The sequence below is a fragment of the Streptomyces sp. SudanB182_2057 genome (assembly GCF_964272715.1).
Lineage (GTDB): Bacteria > Actinomycetota > Actinomycetes > Streptomycetales > Streptomycetaceae > Streptomyces > Streptomyces rubradiris.
Genome location: NZ_OZ186798.1, coordinates 5,352,736 through 5,370,576, shown reverse-complemented (window position 1 = coordinate 5,370,576; position 17,841 = coordinate 5,352,736). Strand labels below are relative to the sequence as shown.

Here is a 17,841-nt window from a genome sequence, read left to right as displayed (position 1 = left end):
TCCACCCCTGACACTCAGTCATATCTGTACGAAAAACGCCAGTGCGGTCGCCGCGTCCGGTCCCGGATCCCCCCGCACGGGCCAACGCGACCGAAAGCGAGCACATCGCCGATGTACGACCTGCTGGTGGTGGGCGCCGGACCGTACGGCCTGTCCATCGCGGCGCACGCCGCGGCGGCCGGACTGCGCGTCCGCGTCTTCGGGCGGCCCATGGCGTTCTGGCGCGACCACATGCCCCGCGGCATGCTGCTGACGTCACCGCCGTGGGCGTCCGATCTGTCCGACCCGGAAGGCCGCTGGCGGCTCGACGTCTTCCGCGCCTTCCGCGGCCTGACCGCCGGGGACGCCGGGCCGGTCCCGCTGGAGGTGTTCACCGAGTACGGCATGTGGTTCGCCCGCAACGCCGTACCCGGGACCGACGAGCGGACCGTGACCCGGGTGGCGCCGCGCGCCGGCGGCTTCGAGGCCGTCACCGAGGACGGGGAGGCGTTCACCGCCAGGACGGTCGCGCTGGCCGTGGGCCTGCTGCCGTTCGCCGAGCTGCCCGCCGCCCTGCGCGGACTGCCCCCGGCCCTGGTCAGCCACAGCAGCCGGCACGCCCGGCTCGACGGGTTCCGCGACCGGGACGTCACCGTGCTCGGCGGCGGCCAGGGCGCCCTGGAGACGGCCGCGCTCCTCGCCGAACAGGGCACCCGGGTGCGGCTGCTGGTCCGCGCCGACCGGCTGCGCTGGGAGAAGGCGCCGCCGCACCGGGAGCGTCCCCGGTGGCGCTCGGCCCGGCCCCCCGCAGGGCGGCCCCGGCGGGCGGAGCCGGTGGTACGCGGAGCGGCCCGGGCTGTACCGGCGGCTGCCGGAGCGGATCCGGTCCGGGATCGCCGCGCGGGCGCTCGTCCCGGCCGGTTCCTGGTGGGTGCGCGAGCGGGTGGAGCACCGGGTGGAGGTGCTGTATGGGCGGGAGGTGGCGGGCGCCCGGGAGGTGCCGGGCGGACTGCGCCTGGAGACGGCGGTCCGGCGGAACGGGTCCGCGGTGCTGGAGACGGGACACGTCATCGCGGCGACCGGCTTCCGGCCCGCGCTCGGCCGGCTGCGGCCGCTCGCCCCGGAGCTGCGCGCGCTGCTGGCGACGGGGGGCGGCGGGGTGCCGGAGGCGGGGCCGGAGTTCGAGTCGTCGTACCCGGGCCTGTTCCTGGCCGGTCCGGTCACGGCCGCGTGCTTCGGCCCGGCGGCGCGGTTCCTGCACGGCGCGCCCTTCACGGCGGCCACGCTGGTACGCGGCGTACGACGGCGCCTGCGCACGGGCCCGGCGGGCTGGCCCCGCTGAGGGAGCCTCGTACCGGAGATCCTGCGCCACGAGAGCCTCGCGGCACGGGAGCACGGTGGGCGGCGCGGTGGGCGGCGCGGGGTGCCGGGCGCTCGGTCCGGCACCCGGTGCGCCAGGTCCTGTCGTCGAACTCCCGCCGTCCGCCCGGAGGGCGGGCCTGGCGGCGTCAGGTGCGTGCTCTGGGGGTCCCCCCGGCCGGAGGCTGGGGGAGTGCCGGGCCCTGACCCTCGTACTGGGCGTACTTGGGTCTGGGCCCGGTGCGGCGAGTGGGGCCACCCCCTGCTCGAAGAGCTCGGGGGAGCGTGCATGGCGTCGCGAGGCAGGCGGGAGTTCGACGACAGGGCCTAGCGACGGCAGGCGGACCGGCCGCGGCGGTACAGGATGGTCCCGGCTCCGATCAGCACGGCACCGGTGCCCGCGGCCGCCGTCATGGTCCGGGTGTTCCCGCCGGTCTGCGCGAGCACGGGCGGCTGCCCGGGCCGCTCCGGGACCACGGGAGGTGTGGTGCGGCCGGGTTCCGGGGGCGTGCCCTGATCGTCGCGCGGCGGGGTGGTCTCCTCGCCGCCGTAGGGGGGCGGGGTCGTCTCGTCACCACCGTAGGGAGGCGACGTGGTCTCGTCACCACCGTAGGGAGGCGAGGTCGTCTCCTCACCGCCGTAAGGAGGCGAGGTCGTCTCCTCACCGCCGTACGGAGGGGAGGTTGTCTCTCCGCCGCCGTACGGAGGTGGCGTCGTCTCGTCCCCGCCGTGCGGGGACGGAGCCGGCTTGTCGTTGCCGTACGGCGGTGTGGTGTGGGTGTCTTCGGGGGTCGGACGAGGACTGTGGCCGGAGTCGTCGGAGTCGCCGTACCCGTCGGGGTGCCGGGGGCTCTCCTGTGGCCGCGGGGTGTGTCCCACGTTGGCGCAGGAGTTGGCGAACGCCGGGTTCAACGCGGCTGCCGCGTCGACGGAGTTGCCGCAGATGTTGACCGGGACGTTCACCGGGACCTGGACGTTGTTCCCGGACAGCACGCCGGGAGAGCCCTGCGTGGTGCCGTGCGCGTGGCTGTCGGCGAGCGCTGTGCCGCCGTACCAGGACAGCACGCCCGTCGCGGCGGCGGCCACGGCCATGCCCTTGCTGAGTGTCTGTCGCAATCTCGTGGTCTTCCTGCTCGGAGAAGTGGGAAAGGCCGGCCCCGGAGCGGCGAGTCGTCGGTCCGGGGCCGGCCAGTACACAGCCGGGGAAGCTGGTGAATCGCGCGGGCGAACGTCAGCCGTTGACGCAGGTGTTGCCGAACGCCGGGTTCAGCAGCGCGATGATGTTGATGGTGTTGCCGCAGAGGTTGATCGGCACGTGCACCGGGACCTGGATGACGTTGCCGGAGATGACACCCGGGCTGCCCACGGCGGCGCCGGAGGCCCCGGCGTCCGCGAAAGCGGGCCCGGCCATACCCAGGGCCAGCACTGCGCCCGTGACGGCGACGACGGTCTTCTTCATGAATGTTCCCTTCTCTGGGGTCAGGACGAGGAATTGACGCAAGAGGAGGCAGCGGAACACGAAGAGCGCGATAATCACTCGATCGCACCGCTTCCTCGTGCGTTCTTTCCTCGGGTGAGATAGGCGGAAAAAGGCCCGGGCGGCCCGCAGACGACGCCGCGGACAACCCGGGCCCTGCCGGTCCGGCTCAGCCTTCGCCGTTGGCCGAGAGGACCGCCAGGTCCTCCAGGATGTGCGAGAGCGCACCGTCGCGCTTGATGTTCGACGACTGGTCGCTGCACTGCTGGTCCAGATCGTCCGACAGGATCGGAACATCGTTGATCGGAACGATGTTGAGGATCGGGATCTGGATGTCCTCCAGGGCGAGGCACGGCTTGTTCAGCGAGCCCTGGACCAGCGACAGCTGCGGGCTCAGATCGCCCTCGGTGGCCGAGTTACCCCAGTCCGCACGGGCGCCGTTGCCATTCGCGACGGTCGGGCCGTCGTCGTTGCCGATGGCAAGCGCCTGCGGCGCGGCCGCCACCGCCATTCCCACGACCGAAGCGGCGGTCGCGGCGGCGACCATTGCCTTCTTGAGCACTTCGCGTTCCTTTCCTCGTAGCGACGCATGCCCTACGGCCTCATCAACCCGGCACGACGGGAATGGTTCCGCCTATTCACTCGGTTGGCTCCCCGCCGTTCGGGAGGTGACGGCAGCCGTCCATCGGAAAAACGCACCAGCAGCCCGGGTTATCGGCCGACGGGGTGAACGGCAGAAACCATGCGGCGGCGAGGGAGTTGACCAATGCGCTCCGGTGGACGGGGTTTTCTCAGAAAGGACTGGCCAGTGATCAAGAAGATTGTTGCCACCGCGGCCGTCGCCGCCTCGGCCGTGGGCGCCTCGGCCGCCGTGGCACCGCAGGCGCTGGCGATCGGCAACGACAGCGGCCCGAGCGCCGCCAACGGCAACGGCGCCTGGCAGAGCTACGGCAACTCGGCCACGTACGGGAACATGAGCCCGCAGATCGCCCTGATCCAGGGCTCCTTCAACAAGCCCTGCATCGGTCTGAACGACATCAGCGTCCCGGTTCTCAACATCGTGCCGATCAACGACCTGCCGATCCTCTCGGACGACATGACGCAGCAGTGCACCGAGAACTCCTCGAACGTCAAGCGCGACGGCGCGCTGGCGCACCTGCTGGAGGACGTGTCGATCCTGTCCCTGAACGGCGAGTCCGGCAGCTGATCCGGCGCAACGGCCAGGAGCGGGCCACCGAGGGTTCCCGGTGGCCCGCTCCGGCGTGTCGGGGGCGTCGGCTAGGAGACGACGTCCTTGCGGGAGAAGTTGCGGAAGGCCAGGGCGAACAGCACCAGGGCGTACGTCACGGACAGCGCGGCGCCCTGGATCATGCCGGACCACTCGGGGGTCGGCTGGACGGCGTCCGCCCAGGCGAACTGCCAGTGCGCGGGCAGGAAGTCGCGCCAGTGGCCGAGGGCGGTGACGGCGTCCAGGACGTTGCCGACGATGGTCAGGCCGACCGCGCCGCCGACCGCGCCCAGCGGGGCGTCCGTCATCGTGGACAGCCAGAACGCCAGCCCGGCGGTGACCAGCTGGGACACGAAGAGGTACGCGACGGCCACCAGGAGCCGCTGGACCGCCGTGCCGGTGTCCAGGGCGCCGCCGGTGGGGATCCGGAGCGGGCCCCAGCCGTAGGCGGCCGTGCCGGCGGCGAGCGCCACGAGCGGCAGCAGCACCATCGCGGCGAGGGACAGCCCGAGCGCCACGACGAGCTTGGACCACAGCAGCCGGGCGCGGGGCACGGGCGCGGCGAGCAGATAGCGCAGCGAGGACCAGCTCGCCTCGGAGGCGACCGTGTCCCCGCAGAACAGGGCGACCGGGATGACCAGCAGGAAGCCGGCCGACACGAAGAGGCTGACGGCGGCGAAGTTGGCGCCGGAGGCGGTGGCCGTGTCCATCAGCGTGATCCGGTCGCCGCGGCCGCCCGGGTCGCCGCCGACCGCGAAGGCGATCAGCAGCACGAACGGCAGCACGGCCAGGAGCGCGCCCATGACCAGGGTGCGGCGCCGCCCCAGCTGGCGGACCAGCTCGACCCGCAGCGGCAGGGTGCGCCCCGCCTGATAGCCGGAGGCGACCTCGGTGAGGGTGCTCATGCGGAACCTCCGATCAGGGTGAGGAAGGCGTCTTCGAGGCGGCGGTGCGGGCCGATGGAGGCGACCGGCAGCTCCAGCCGCACCAGTTCGGCGACCAGCCGTTCGGCGGTGCCGCCGGGGGCGAGCCGGACCAGCAGCCCGTCGTCGGTGCGCACGGCGGAGGCGACGCCGGGCAGCGCGGCCACCTTCTCCGCCATCGGCTCCTCCACGGGCCGGGCGGTGCCGACCAGCAGGGTGTCGCCGGAGCCGACGATGTCCCGGACCTCGCCGGCCCGCACCAGCCGGCCGCGGTCCATCACGACCAGGTGGGTGCAGGTCTGCTCGACCTCGGCGAGCAGATGGCTGGAGACGATCACCGTGCGGCCGCCGGCCGCGTAGCGGATCATCACCTCGCGCATCTCGCGGATCTGGGGCGGGTCCAGGCCGTTGGTGGGCTCGTCCAGGATGAGCAGGTCGGGCAGGCCGAGCATGGCCTGGGCGATGGCCAGGCGCTGGCGCATGCCCTGGGAGTAGGTGCGCACCGCGCGGGCCAGGGCGTCGCCGAGCCCCGCGATCTCCAGGGCCTCGTCCAGGTGGGCGTCCTCGGGTGGGCGGCCGGTGGCCCGCCAGTACAGCTCCAGGTTCTCCCGGCCGGACAGGTGGGGCAGGAAACCGGCGCCCTCCACGAAGGCGCCGACCCGGGAGAGCACCGACGCGCCGGGCCGGACGGCGTGCCCGAAGACGCGGATCTCGCCGTCGTCGGGGCGGATGAGGCCCATGAGCATGCGCAGGGTGGTGGTCTTGCCCGCGCCGTTGGGCCCGAGCAGTCCGAGGACCTGGCCCTTGTCCACCCGGAAGGACAGGTCCCGGACGGCGTACCGGTCGGTGGACTTGGCGTAGCGCTTGCTCAGGCCCTCGATGACGAGGGGGACCTCGGCCAGGTCCGGGTCGGGGGCGGGGGCGGCCGTGCGGCGGCGGGCGGTGAGCAGCAGGGCGAGGGCGGCCGCGGCGCCGGCCGCGGGCAGCCACCACACCCAGGCGGGCAGGGGCGCGGCGGCAGTGGTGACCTGGGGGGCCGTCGGCACGCTCAGGTCCGACTTCAGGGAGACGGTGTAGGTGGCCGGGGCGGCCGGTGAGGCGTAGCCGAGGTCGGTGGAGGCGAGGACCAGGCGGAGCCGGTGGCCCTTGCGCACCTCGTGGTCGATCGCCGGGAGGGTGACGGTGACGTCCTTGCCCGCCTTCGCGCCGGTCACCCGGAACGGGGTGACGAGCTGGGCGGGGAGTACGGGGCTGCCGCCGTCGGGGCCGACGTCGTAGACCTTGCCGAAGAGGACGGCGTCGTCGCGGGTGGAGGTGATGTGCACGGTGGCCGTCGGGGTGCCGGTGATCCGCAGGTCGCGGGTGAGCGGTGCCGAGTCGAAGCGCGCGTACTGGCCGGGGAAGTCCACGGAGAGGCCGACGCCGAGCGCGGACAGCCGGGCCAGGCCGCCGGACGCGCCGAGGCCGGGCAGCGCGGAGACGCCGGGCGGGGTGGCGCCGGCCGGGTTGGCGACGTGCTGGGCGGGGCCGGTGAGGGCGATGGCGCGCGGGTGGCCGCGCAGGCCGGGGTAGCCGTCGGCGCTCGCGCCGCGCAGCCGGGCCGTGCCGTCGGTGGAGTCGACGCCTCCGGTGCGGGTGATGCGGAAGGCCGGGCCGGTGTCGGCGTCCTGGTCGCCCTTCAGGTACCGGTCGAACCAGGCACGCGTGCGTGCCTCGGTCCGGGTGGTCTCCATGTCGCCGCCGTCGTGTCCGCCGGCGATCCAGTCGACGGCGACGGGGGCGCCGTTCGCGCGGATGGCCCGGGCGGCGGCGTCGGCCTGGTCGAGGGGGAACAGGGAGTCCGTCTGCCCCTGTATCAGCAGGGTGGGCACCTTGATCCGGTCGCCGACGGCGGACGGCGAGCGCCGCGTCAGCAGCGCGCGGGCGGCCGGGTCGGGGGTGCCGGAGGCGGCGACCCGCTCGTACATCCGGCACAGTTCGGGCTGGAACCTGGCGCAGCCGCCGCCGGTGTTGACGAACACGCCGGCCCACAGCTTCTTGAACACGCCGTGCGGGAGCAGGGCGTCGGCGAGGTTCCAGTAGGTGATGGCCGGGGCGATGGCGTCGATCCGGCGGTCGTGTCCGGCGGCGAGCAGGGCGATCGCGCCGCCGTAGGAGCCGCCGGCCACGCCCACGCGCGGGTCGCCGGCCCGGTCGAGCCGTACCTCGGGCCGCTCGGCCAGCCAGTCCAGGAGCCGGGAGACGTCGGCGACCTCGGCGTCGGGGTCGTTCAGCCCGATCTTGCCGGTGGAGCGGCCGAAGCCGCGCGCGGACCAGGTGAGGACCGCGTACCCGGAGCGGGCCAGCTCCTCGGCCTGCCGGCGCATGTCGTCCTTGCTGCCGCCGAAGCCGTGCGCGAGCAGCAGGGCGGGGTGGCGGCCGGAGCCGGCCGGGGTGACGTAGGAGGTGTCCAGGCGTGCCCCGTCGACCGTGAGGACGTGGTCGCTGCGGCGCACGGCACGGGGGTCGTCGGAGGCGACGGCCGCCGTCCACGTCCCGGCACCGGCGAGCACCAGGGCGGCGGCGACGGCGGCGAGGAGCCGACGGGCCCGCCGCCGGGGCGTCCGGGGCGCGCGAGGTCGAAGATCCATGGGTCAACGGTACGGGGCCGCACCGGCGAGCGCTGCTGCCGTGGGGCGGAGGGGCGGGCCCTCCCCGGGGCGTACGGGGGCGGGGCCGTGTACCGCGCCCGTGGTACACGGGCGCGGTGGGCGGTGGCGGGCCGCTCGGGCGTTCAGGCCCGCGCCTCGCCGGCGACCGGGGCGGGTTCCGCCGGGCCGGCCTGGGCCGGGATGGTCGCCAGGGTGTCCGCCGGGTCGGTGATCCGGGCGTCCTCGGGGAGGGTCACCAGCCAGCGGGTGTCGCGGCGGGGCCGCAGGTACAGGGCCCAGTACAGGGTGGCGACGGCGGTGATGCCGCCGGTCCACAGCAGGTAGCTCGCCTCCTGCTGGGTCAGGATGTAGGCCAGGACGGCGATGAGCAGGACCGGCACCGCGGGCCACAGCGGCATCCGCCAGGCGGGCGTGTGCTTGTGCGAGCCGCGGCGGGCGAGCAGCGCGGCGACCGCGACCAGCAGGTACATGCCGGTGACCGAGACGCCGGTGACGCCGTAGAGGGTGTCGAGGTTGACGAAGCAGAGCACCGCGCCGGGGACGCCGACCGCGAGGGTGGCCACCCACGGGGAGCCGAACCGGCCGAGCCGGGAGAAGACCGCGTTGACCGGGCCGGGCCAGGCCTTGTCGCGGGCGGAGGCGAACAGCACGCGGGAGTTCTGGATGACCATGACGATGCCCGCGTTGATGATGGCGAGGGCCACGCAGAGGCTGACGAAGGTGCCGACCGCGGAGTTGGACCAGGCGGTGACCATGGAGCCGATGTCGCCGCCGGTCAGCTCGGAGAGGTCGGAGGCGCCGAGGGTGATGGCGGCGACCGGCACCAGGATGACCACGGTGGAGATGGCGAGGGTGGCGAGGACCGTGCGGGCGACGTTGCGGCGCGGGTTCTCCAGTTCCTCGGAGAGGTAGACGGCGGTGGAGAAACCCTGGGTGATGAACAGGGCGATGGCGAGGCCGGAGATCACCAGCATGGCCGTCACGGTGTCCGCGTGGCCGTTCTCGCCGGCCACCCGCATGGAGACCAGGCTGTCCATCCCGCGCTGGCTGTGCGAGAAGCCGAGCACGGCGACGACTCCGGCGGCGATGACCTCCAGGACCAGGAAGACGCCGGTGATCCAGGCGTTGGCACGCAGGTCGAGCAGGCCGGCCAGGGTGGCGAGCAGCATCACGCCGGCGCCGGTCATGGACGGGTCGAGGTGGACGATCGGGGCGAGGTAGTCCGCCGTGCCCATCGCGATCACCGGCGGCACGATCATGACGACCAGCAGGGAGAGCACGAAGACGAGCCAGCCCGCGAGCCGCCCGGCCATCGTGGACACCATGGCGTACTCGCCGCCCGCGCTCGGGATGAGCGTGCCCAGCTCCGAGTAGCAGAACGCCACGGCGATGCAGAGCAGGGAACCGATGGCGATGGTCAGGGCGGTGGCGGTGCCGAGGGAGCCGAACAGGTCGGGGACCACGACGAAGAGCGTGGAGGCGGGTGTGACGCAGGACAGCGTCAGCAGGGTGCCGCCCACGACACCGATGGAGCGCTTCAGCCCGGGGGCGGGGGCTGTGCCGGCGTCGGCCACGGTCTTCTGGTGGGTGTCGGTCATGGGCGGTTCCGATCGACTGGTGCGAGTGAGGGTGGGCTCGGGAGCGCTATCGCCTCCGGCGGATCGTCGAATGTTCGGTCTCGTCCACTCCCGGCGCTGCATAGAACCCTGACGAAAACCCCCACGTCAATGGCCGTTTACCTGCGGAATCCGTAGCTCCGGTTTCCCGTGGGCGGCATCGCTTTCCCAGGCCGTTACGCCCTATAGGTGCATCCATCAAGCCGGGACCGGTTGTGACCTTGCTTTCAAAGGCGCTGTCGCGGCAACCCCTTCGTCACCCGTTTCGTCCGCACTGCACGGGAACCGCAGCGGACGTGGCAAAAAAATGTCGGGCGTCCGCTATCCGGACGGCCCGGCCGGGGGGTGCGCGGACACACCGGTGCCCCGCCCGCCGCCGCGCGGAGGACGGGGCACCGGCCCGGCTCAGTGGTTGCGCGGGAAGCCCAGGTCCACGCCCGCCGGGGCGTCGGCCGGGTCGGGCCAGCGCGTGGTGACGACCTTGCCGCGGGTGTAGAAGTGCGTGCCGTCGTTGCCGTAGATGTGGTGGTCGCCGAAGAGCGAGTCCTTCCAGCCGCCGAAGGAGTGGTAGCCCACCGGGACCGGGATCGGCACGTTCACGCCGACCATGCCCGCCTCGACCTCCAGCTGGAAGCGCCGGGCCGCGCCGCCGTCCCGGGTGAAGATCGCGGTGCCGTTGCCGAACGGCGAGGCGTTGATGAGCGCCACGCCCTCCTCGTAGGTCTCGGCGCGCAGCACGCACAGCACCGGGCCGAAGATCTCGTCCTGGTACGCCTTGGCGGTGGTCGGCACCCGGTCCAGCAGCGAGATGCCGATCCAGTGGCCGTCCTCGAAGCCGTCCACCGTGTGCCCGGTGCCGTCGAGCACGACCTCGCAGCCCTCGGCGGCGGCGCCCTCGACGTAGGAGGCCACCTTGTCCCGGTGCGCCCTGGTGATCAGCGGGCCCATCTCGGACGCCGGGTCGTTGCCGGGGCCGATCTTGATCTTCTCGGCGCGCTCGCGGATCTTCTCCACCAGCGTGTCGCCGATGGCGCCGACCGCCACGACCGCCGAGATGGCCATGCAGCGCTCGCCGGCCGAGCCGTAGGCCGCGCTCACCGCCGCGTCGGCCGCCGCGTCCAGGTCGGCGTCCGGCAGCACCAGCATGTGGTTCTTGGCGCCGCCGAGGGCCTGCACCCGCTTGCCGTTCGCGGAGGCGGTGGCGTGGATGTGCCGGGCGATCGGGGTGGAGCCGACGAAGGAGACGGCCTTGACGTCCGGGTGCTCCAGGAGGCGGTCGACGGCCACCTTGTCGCCGTGGACGACGTTGAAGACACCGTCGGGCAGACCGGCCTCGGACAGCAGCTCGGCGATCCGCACGGCCGCGGACGGGTCCTTCTCGCTGGGCTTGAGCACGAAGGTGTTGCCGCAGGCGATGGCGATCGGGAACATCCACATCGGGACCATCGCCGGGAAGTTGAACGGCGTGATGCCCGCGACGACGCCGAGCGGCTGGCGGATCGCGGCCACGTCGACCCGGCTGGCGACCTGCGTGGACAGCTCGCCCTTGAGCTGGACGTTGATCCCGCAGGCCAGGTCCACGATCTCCAGGCCGCGCGCGACCTCGCCGAGCGCGTCGGAGTGCACCTTGCCGTGCTCGGCGGTGATCAGGTCGGCGATCTCGTCGCGGTGGGCGTCCAGCAGCGCCCGGAACCGGAACAGGATGGAGGTGCGCTGGGCCAGCGAGGACTGGCCCCAGGAGGCGAAGGCGTCCTTGGCCGACGCGACCGCCGCGTCCACCTCCTCGGCCGACGCGAACGCGACCTTCGTCGTCACCGCGCCGGTCGCCGGGTCGGTGACCGGCCCGTAGGCACCCGACGCGCCTTCGACGGTCTTGCCGCCGATCCAGTGGTTGACGATCTTCGTCATGTCCGGGGACTCCTTCTCACAGATGGCGGCGTCGGGTGGAGACGTGCCGTTCGTACAGCTCGCGGGCCTTGACCGCGGACGGGCGGGTCGCGGTCGCGGCCACGGGAACATCCCACCAGGCCTGGGCGGGCGGCGCGCCCGACACAGTGTCGGACGTTTCGGTCTCCACGTAGACACATGTGGGGACGTCGGCGGCGCGTGCCTCGCCGAGCGCCGCCCGCAGCTCCCCCACGGTCCCCGCGCGCAGCACCCGCATGCCCAGGCTGGCCGCGTTGGCCGCGAGGTCCACGGGCAGCGGGGCGCCGGTGTGGGTGCCGTCCCCGGCCGGGTAGCGGTAGGCGGTGCCGAACCGCTCGGCGCCCACCGCCTCGGACAGCCCGCCGATGGAGGCGTAGCCGTGGTTCTGCAGCAGGACGAGCTTGATCGCCACGCCTTCCTGCACGGCCGTCACGATCTCCGTCGGCAGCATCAGGTACGTGCCGTCGCCGACCAGCGCCCACACGTTCCGCTCCGGCGCGGCGAGCTTCACCCCGAGCGCGGCCGGGATCTCGTAGCCCATGCAGGAGTAGCCGTACTCCAGGTGGTACTGGTCCGCCGACCGTGCCCGCCACAGTTTGTGCAGGTCGCCGGGGAGCGAGCCGGCCGCGTTGACGAGGATGTCCGACTCGTCCACCAGCGCGTCCAGCGCCCCGAGGACCTGCGGCTGGGTCGGGCGGGCGGCGGGGTCGGGAGCGGCGAAGCAGGCGTCTACGGTCCGCTCCCAGCGCTCCTTGGCCGCGGTGTACTCGGCGACGTACTCCCCGGGCACCCGGTGGCCGTGCATCCCGAGCGCCTCGGTCAGTTCGCCCAGGGCGCTGCGGGCGTCCGCGACCAGCGGGAGCCCGGCGAGCTTGTGGCCGTCGAAGGGGGCGATGTTGAGGTTGAGGAAGCGGACGGCGGGGTTCTCGAAGAGGGTGCCGGAGGCGGTGGTGAAGTCGGTGTAACGGGTGCCGACGCCGATCACCAGGTCCGCGGCGCGGGCCAGGTCGTCGGCGGTCGCGGTACCGGTGTGCCCGATCCCGCCGACGTCCTGCGGGTGGTCGTACCGCAGCGATCCCTTGCCGGCCTGGGTGGAGGCGACCGGGATGCCGGTGGCCCCGGCGAACTCGGCGAGGGCGGTCTCGGCGCGGCTGTGGTGGACCCCGCCGCCGGCGATGACCAGCGGCCGGCGTGCCGCGCGGACCGCCCGGACCGCCTCGGTCAGCTCGGCCGCGTCCGCGCCGGGCCGCCGTACGGTCCACACCCGCTCGGCGAAGAACCGCTCCGGCCAGTCGTAGCCCTCCGCCTGCACGTCCTGGGGCAGGGCGAGGGTGACCGCGCCGGTGTCCACCGGGTCGGTGAGCACCCGCATGGCCTGGAGGGCGGCCGGGATCAGGGCCTCCGGGCGGGTGATCCGGTCGAAGTACCTCGACACCGGGCGCAGGGTGTCGTTGACGGACACATCGCCCGCGTAGGGCACCTCCAGCTGTTGCAGGACCGGGTCGGCGGGGCGGGCGGCGAAGACGTCGCCGGGCAGCAGCAGCACCGGCAGGTGGTTGACGGTGGCGAGGGCGGCGCCGGTGACGAGGTTGGTCGCGCCGGGGCCGATGGAGGTGGTCACCGCGTGGGCGGACAGCCGGCCCGACTGGCGGGCGTAGCCGACGGCCGCGTGCACCACCGCCTGCTCGTTACGGCCCTGGTGGTACGGCATGAGGTCCGCGTACTCGACCAGCGCCTGGCCGATCCCGGCGACGTTGCCGTGCCCGAAGATGCCCCACATGGCGCCGATCAGCCGCCGCCGGGTCCCGTCCCGTTCGGTGTACTGGGCGGCCAGGAAGCGGACCAGTGCCTGGGCGACGGTGAGCCGGATCGTCGTCATCGGTACCCCCCGGTGGTGTGGTCGGGATGGAAGCGGATGAGCCACTCCCGGCTGTCCCCTGGGCCCGCCATGACGTTCAGGTAGTACATGTCGTGCCCGGGCTGGGCGATGGACGGGCCGTGCCAGCCGTCGGGGACCAGGACGGCGTCGCCGGAGCGGACCTCGGCCAGCACGTCCGCACCGCCCTCGCGGGAGGGGGACACCCGCTGGTAACCGAGCCCGTTCGGGCCGTCGATCTCGAAGTAGTAGATCTCCTCCAGCTCCGACTCCTCGCCCGGCCGGTGCTCGTCGTGCTTGTGCGGCGGGTACGAGGACCAGTTGCCGCCGGGGGTGACCACCTCCACGGCGATCAGCCGGTCGCACGCGAAGGCGTCGGCGGCGGCGAAGTTGCGCACCCGGCGGGCGCAGGAGCCGCTGCCGCGCTCCTCGACGGGGACCTCCGGCGCGGGGCCGTAGCGGGCGGGGAGTCGTCGCTCGCACTTCGCTCCTGCCAGGGCGAAGCGGCCTCCCGCGCCGGAGGCGATCTGGACCCGGGCGTCCCGGGGGGCGTACGCGAAGTCGGTGACGTCCGCGAACACGCTGTCCCGGCCCAGGAGTTGGTACTCGTCCTGCTCCGTTTGTACGGTACATCCGCCTTCCAGCGGAAGCACGATCCATTCGCTGTCGCCGGTGTGAAGGCATGGCTGCCGCCGGGCGCCAGCTCCAGGACCCGCAGGCTGCTGTGCGTCCAGCCGGCCGTCGCGGGGCCGATGTCGACGGCGTACCGGGCGTTCGCGGTCGCGCCCCTGGGCAGATGCAACTCGGTGCCTCTCATGCGCCCCTCACAGCAGTCCTACGGCGGTGTCCACGGCGGCGGCCACGTCGCCGTCCGCCGGGTACAGCAGCGAGCGGCCCGCCACCAGGCCGCGCACGGTGGGCAGGCGCAGGGCGGCACGCCACTTGCCGTAGGCGGCGGCCCGGTCCGCCGGGGAGTCGCCGATGTCGCCGCCGAGCAGGACGGCGGGCAGCGTGGAGGTCCGCATCACCCGGGCCATGTCGTCGGGGTCCTCGGTGACAGGCACCTTCAGCCAGGTGTAGGCGGAGGAGCCGCCGAGGCCGGAGGCGATGGCGATGGCCCGGGTGACCGCTTCGGCGGAGAGGTCGTTCAGCAGCTCGCCGCCGGGGCCGCGGCGGCTGATGAACGGCTCCACGAACACCGGCAGCCGGCGGGCCGCCATGGCGTCGATGACGCGGGCGGCGGACTCCAGGGTGGCCAGGGAGCCCGGGTCGGCGTAGTCGACGCGCAGCAGCAGCTTGCCCGCGTCGAAGCCGAGCCGCTCGATGTCCTCGGGGCGGTAACCGGTGAACCGGTCGTCCAGCTCGAAGCTGGACCCGTGCAGCCCGCCGCGGTTCATGGAGCCCAGGACGACCTTGTGCTCCAGGGCGCCGAGCAGCAGCAGGTCGTCCAGGATGTCGGCGGTGGCCAGCACCCCGTCGACACCGGGCCGGGACAGCGCGAGGCACAGGCGGCTCAGCAGGTCGGCCCGGTCGGCCATGGCGAGCCGCCGGTCACCGACGTCGAGGGAACCGCGGGCCGGGTGGTCGGCGGCGACGATCACCAGCCGCCCGCCGTCGTCCAGCAGGGGGCGGCGGGCCCGGCGCGCGGCGGCCTCGGCGATGGCCTCGGGGCGCCGGGTGCGCACGCGGACCAGCTCGGCGACGTCGACCTGCGGGCGCGGGGGGCCCGCGGCGCCTTCCGGGGGCGCGGTCGAGCCGGGGACGGCCTCACCGGGGGCGGCTTCGGGGCGGGCGGCCGGACCCGGAGCGGTCCCGCCGGGCGTCGTGGCCGGTGGCCCCGCACCGGCGCCGCCCCCGGTGTGGGTGCCGGTGACCCGGCCGGCCCTCACCGCACCGCTCCGGCGTCGAGCGCGGCGGCCACCTCGGCCGGGGTCGGCATCGCGGAGGAGCACTCCAGGCGGGAGGCGACGATGGCACCGGCCGCGTTGGCGTGCCGCATCACTGTCTCCAGGTCGTGCCCGGCCAGCAGGCCGTGGCAGAGCGAGCCGCCGAAGGCGTCGCCGGCGCCGAGCCCGTTCAGGACGGTGACGGGCAGCGGCGGGACCTCGGCACTCTCGCCCGCGCGGCTGACGGCGAGGACGCCCTTGGGCCCCTGTTTGACGACGGCCAGTTCGGCCCCGGCGTCCAGCAGGGCGCGGGCGGCGGCGTACGGCTCGCGCGTCCCGGTGGCGATCTCCACCTCGTCCAGGTTGCCGACGGCGACGGTGGCGTGGCGCAGGGCCTCGGCGTAGAAGGGGCGGGCGGTGCCCGGGTCCGCCCAGAACATGGGGCGCCAGTCCAGGTCGAAGACGGTGATGCCGGCCCTGGCCCGGTGGGCGAGCGCCCCGAGGGTCGCGGTACGGCTCGGCTCCTCGCTCAGTCCGGTGCCGGTGACCCAGAAGATCCGGGCCGCCACGATGGCGTCCAGGTCCAGTTCGCGGGGGTGGATCTCCAGGTCGGGGGCCTTGGGCCGGCGGTAGAAGTACAGCGGGAAGTCGTCCGGCGGGAAGATCTCGCAGAAGGTGACGGGGGTGGGCAGGCCGGGGACGGGGGTGACCCAGCGGTCGTCTACGCCGAAGCCGCGCAGGGCCTCGTGCAGGTAGGTGCCGAACGGGTCGTCGCCGGTGCGGGTGATGACGGCGGTGCGGCGGCCGAGCCGGGCCGCGGCGACCGCGACGTTGGCCGCGGAGCCGCCGAGGAACTTGCCGAAGGACGTGACCTGGGCGAGCGGGACACCGGTCTGGAGCGGGTAGAGGTCCACCCCGATCCGCCCCATGGTGATCAGGTCGTAGGCCATCGGTTTCCCTTCGTCAGGGCTCTCCCGGCTTTCTAACCCGCGCACGGAACCGTGTCAACGTTTTGTCCGGACATACGGACCTCACCGCTCCGGTACGCGGAGTCGCACGCCTTCCCGTGGATGCCCTTTGTGGCGGGTTCGTCACAAACACCTCTCTCCTGTCACAGATGTCACGCCTGTATGGGTTGTCGGTCACAACCCGTCGACAGCCGCTCCCGGTCGTCACTCACCGTCGCCGTCATGCCCAGGCTGGGTGACCGACTCAGCGCCCGGTCCCCCGGGCGGCCGTACCGGTCGCCGCCGTGGCGCGCACAGGGAGGTGCGGCTCATGACCGACCGGAGACTCTGGTCGTACAAGGAGATCGCGGCGCACATCCGGGTGCGGCCGGACACCGTGCGGTCCTACCGCAAGCACGGACACCTGCCCCCGCCCGACCACGTCGAGGGCGGCAGGCCGTACTGGTACGCCGACACCGTGCGCGCCTGGGTCGCCGCGCGTCCCGGCAACCGCCGGCGCGGAGCGGGCTGACCGCCCGGACGCGACGCGTCAGCTCCAGGGCTCGATGACCGTGACGCCCGCCTCCGTCGCCGTACCCATCGCCGCGAGGGCCGCCGGGGCCGCGTCGAGCGGGATGACGCGGGTCACCAGGAGGTCGGGGCGCAGCACTCCGGAGCGGACCAGGCGGAGCATGCCGGGGTAGGCGTGGGCGGCCATGCCGTGGCTGCCGAGCAGCTCGAGCTCCAGGGCGATCGCGCGGGCCAGCGGGACCGGGGTGGTGCCGTCGGCCGAGGGCAGCAGGCCGACCTGGACGTGCCGGCCGCGAGGGCGCAGCCCGTTCACGGAGGCCGCGCAGGTGGCGGGCGACCCGAGGGCGTCGAGCGAGAGGTGGGCGCCGCCGCCGGTCAGCTCCCGGACGGCGGCGGCCGGGTCGGGCACGCCGGTCGCGTCCAGACACTCGGCGGCGCCGAAGCGGCGGGCCAGTTCCAGGGCCCGGGGCGAGATGTCGACCGCCACCACCCGGGCGCCCGAGGCCGCCGCGATCATCACCGCCGACAGGCCGACCCCGCCGCAGCCGTGCACCGCGACCCACTCCCCGGCCGCCACCCGGCCCTGCTGGACCACGGCCCGGAAGGCGGTGGCGAAGCGGCAGCCGAGGGCGGCGGCGGTGGTGTACGCCAGGTCGTCCGGGAGGGCGACGAGGTTGACGTCGGCGTGGTCGAGGGCGACGTACTCGGCGTAGGAGCCCCAGTGGCTGAAGCCGGGCTGGGTCTGCCGTTCGCACACCTGCTGGTCGCCCGCCGCGCACGGCTCGCAGGTGCCGCAGGCGCAGACGAACGGCACAGTGACCCGGTCGCCGGGCCGCCACCGGGTCACCCGGGCGCCCACCGCCTCGACCACTCCGGCGAGTTCGTGCCCCGGCACGTGCGGCAGCGTGATGTCCGGGTCGTGCCCCGCCCAGCCGTGCCAGTCGCTGCGGCACAGGCCGGTCGCCGCCACCCGGACGACCACGCCGTGTGCCGCCGGCTCCGGGTCGGGCACCTCCCGGATCCCGGCCGGCTTTCCGTACTCCTCGAAGACGACGGCTCGCACATCCGCTCCTTTCGGGAACCCGAAGGAAGGCTAGACGCTCCGGGGAGTCGCTTGGCTTCATACCCCCTAGGGGTATACAGTACGGATATCGGGGTTCCTCCGGGGACCCCATGGCCCACACGCGCCTCGACGAGGAGTAACGACATGACCACCGTCACCACCGTCTACAAGGTCACCGGCATGAGCTGTGGCCACTGCGAGGGCTCCGTCTCCGAGGAGATCTCCCGCATCCCGGGCGTCAGCTCGGTGAAGGCCGTCGCGTCGAGCGGCGAGGTGACCGTCGTGTCCGCGGCCCCGCTCGACGAGGAGGCCGTGCGCGCCGCCGTCGACGAGGCCGGCTACGAGCTGGCCGGCCAGGCCTGAGCACCACCCCCCGATC

14 protein-coding genes and 2 pseudogenes are annotated in these 17,841 nt (G+C 73.7%); 4 read left to right on the top strand and 12 right to left on the bottom strand.

Going from position 1 to position 17,841, the window contains the following annotated elements; genetic code table 11:
• Nucleotides 1-111 precede the first annotated feature (111 nt).
• Nucleotides 112-1,321, top strand: a pseudogene (locus ACSURM_RS23700) (NAD(P)-binding domain-containing protein).
• A 344-nt stretch (nucleotides 1,322-1,665) separates the two neighbouring features.
• Here the strand turns inward: ACSURM_RS23700 and ACSURM_RS23695 are convergent.
• From ACSURM_RS23695 to ACSURM_RS23685, 3 genes are all read right to left on the bottom strand, one after another.
• Nucleotides 1,666-2,454, bottom strand: a complete 789-nt coding sequence (locus ACSURM_RS23695; RefSeq protein WP_436957740.1) for a chaplin family protein — start codon at nucleotides 2,452-2,454, stop codon at nucleotides 1,666-1,668.
• A gap of 115 nt (nucleotides 2,455-2,569) precedes the next feature.
• Nucleotides 2,570-2,797, bottom strand: a complete 228-nt coding sequence (locus tag ACSURM_RS23690; protein WP_436957738.1) for a chaplin — start codon at nucleotides 2,795-2,797, stop codon at nucleotides 2,570-2,572.
• A 187-nt stretch (nucleotides 2,798-2,984) separates the two neighbouring features.
• Complete coding sequence (locus tag ACSURM_RS23685) at nucleotides 2,985-3,377, bottom strand: rodlin (protein WP_436957736.1); 393 nt, start codon at nucleotides 3,375-3,377, stop codon at nucleotides 2,985-2,987.
• 246 nt (nucleotides 3,378-3,623) lie between these two features.
• On the opposite strand from ACSURM_RS23685, the gene ACSURM_RS23680 reads away from it, so the two are divergent.
• Nucleotides 3,624-4,022 carry a rodlin gene (locus tag ACSURM_RS23680; RefSeq protein ID WP_189754056.1) on the top strand — a complete coding sequence of 133 codons (399 nt, stop codon included), beginning with the start codon at nucleotides 3,624-3,626 and terminating at the stop codon, nucleotides 4,020-4,022.
• A 71-nt stretch (nucleotides 4,023-4,093) separates the two neighbouring features.
• Here ACSURM_RS23680 and ACSURM_RS23675 read toward each other — a convergent pair whose 3' ends face one another.
• The 8 genes and pseudogenes from ACSURM_RS23675 to iolC form a co-directional block, all read right to left on the bottom strand.
• Nucleotides 4,094-4,948 carry an ABC transporter permease gene (locus tag ACSURM_RS23675; protein ID WP_436957733.1) on the bottom strand — a complete coding sequence of 285 codons (855 nt, stop codon included), beginning with the start codon at nucleotides 4,946-4,948 and terminating at the stop codon, nucleotides 4,094-4,096.
• Nucleotides 4,945-7,596, bottom strand: coding sequence for an alpha/beta fold hydrolase (locus ACSURM_RS23670; protein ID WP_436957731.1), 2,652 nt, complete (start codon nucleotides 7,594-7,596; stop codon nucleotides 4,945-4,947). Before ACSURM_RS23670 ends, ACSURM_RS23675 begins: the two co-directional genes overlap by 4 nt.
• A 143-nt stretch (nucleotides 7,597-7,739) precedes the next feature.
• Complete coding sequence (locus tag ACSURM_RS23665; protein WP_436957730.1) at nucleotides 7,740-9,215, bottom strand: APC family permease; 1,476 nt, start codon at nucleotides 9,213-9,215, stop codon at nucleotides 7,740-7,742.
• A 423-nt stretch (nucleotides 9,216-9,638) separates the two neighbouring features.
• The gene (mmsA, locus tag ACSURM_RS23660) at nucleotides 9,639-11,141 is read right to left on the bottom strand and encodes a CoA-acylating methylmalonate-semialdehyde dehydrogenase (protein WP_436957729.1); all 1,503 of its coding nucleotides are present in this window, start codon (nucleotides 11,139-11,141) and stop codon (nucleotides 9,639-9,641) included.
• Between the two features lie 16 nt (nucleotides 11,142-11,157).
• On the bottom strand, nucleotides 11,158-13,038 hold the full coding sequence (iolD, locus tag ACSURM_RS23655; protein ID WP_436957727.1) for a 3D-(3,5/4)-trihydroxycyclohexane-1,2-dione acylhydrolase (decyclizing): 1,881 nt from the start codon (nucleotides 13,036-13,038) through the stop codon (nucleotides 11,158-11,160).
• Nucleotides 13,035-13,852, bottom strand: a pseudogene (gene iolB / locus ACSURM_RS23650) (5-deoxy-glucuronate isomerase). Before iolB ends, iolD begins: the two are co-directional and overlap by 4 nt.
• A 7-nt stretch (nucleotides 13,853-13,859) precedes the next feature.
• Nucleotides 13,860-14,729 (bottom strand): Cgl0159 family (beta/alpha)8-fold protein, encoded by an 870-nt coding sequence (locus ACSURM_RS23645; protein ID WP_436961172.1) that lies wholly within the window; start codon nucleotides 14,727-14,729, stop codon nucleotides 13,860-13,862.
• Nucleotides 14,730-14,920: 191 nt separating this feature from the next.
• On the bottom strand, nucleotides 14,921-15,871 hold the full coding sequence (gene iolC / locus ACSURM_RS23640; RefSeq protein ID WP_436957725.1) for a 5-dehydro-2-deoxygluconokinase: 951 nt from the start codon (nucleotides 15,869-15,871) through the stop codon (nucleotides 14,921-14,923).
• Nucleotides 15,872-16,199: 328 nt separating this feature from the next.
• On the opposite strand from iolC, the gene ACSURM_RS23635 reads away from it, so the two are divergent.
• A complete protein-coding gene (locus ACSURM_RS23635) occupies nucleotides 16,200-16,400 on the top strand; it encodes a helix-turn-helix transcriptional regulator (RefSeq protein WP_030607873.1) in 201 nt (66 codons plus the stop codon).
• A gap of 18 nt (nucleotides 16,401-16,418) precedes the next feature.
• Here the strand turns inward: ACSURM_RS23635 and ACSURM_RS23630 are convergent, their stop codons facing one another.
• Nucleotides 16,419-17,462: a zinc-dependent alcohol dehydrogenase family protein gene (locus ACSURM_RS23630; RefSeq protein WP_436957723.1), complete on the bottom strand. Its 1,044-nt coding sequence runs from the start codon at nucleotides 17,460-17,462 to the stop codon at nucleotides 16,419-16,421.
• A gap of 144 nt (nucleotides 17,463-17,606) precedes the next feature.
• On the opposite strand from ACSURM_RS23630, the gene ACSURM_RS23625 reads away from it, so the two are divergent.
• A complete protein-coding gene (locus tag ACSURM_RS23625) occupies nucleotides 17,607-17,825 on the top strand; it encodes a heavy-metal-associated domain-containing protein (RefSeq protein ID WP_030782225.1) in 219 nt (72 codons plus the stop codon).
• Nucleotides 17,826-17,841 lie beyond the last annotated feature (16 nt).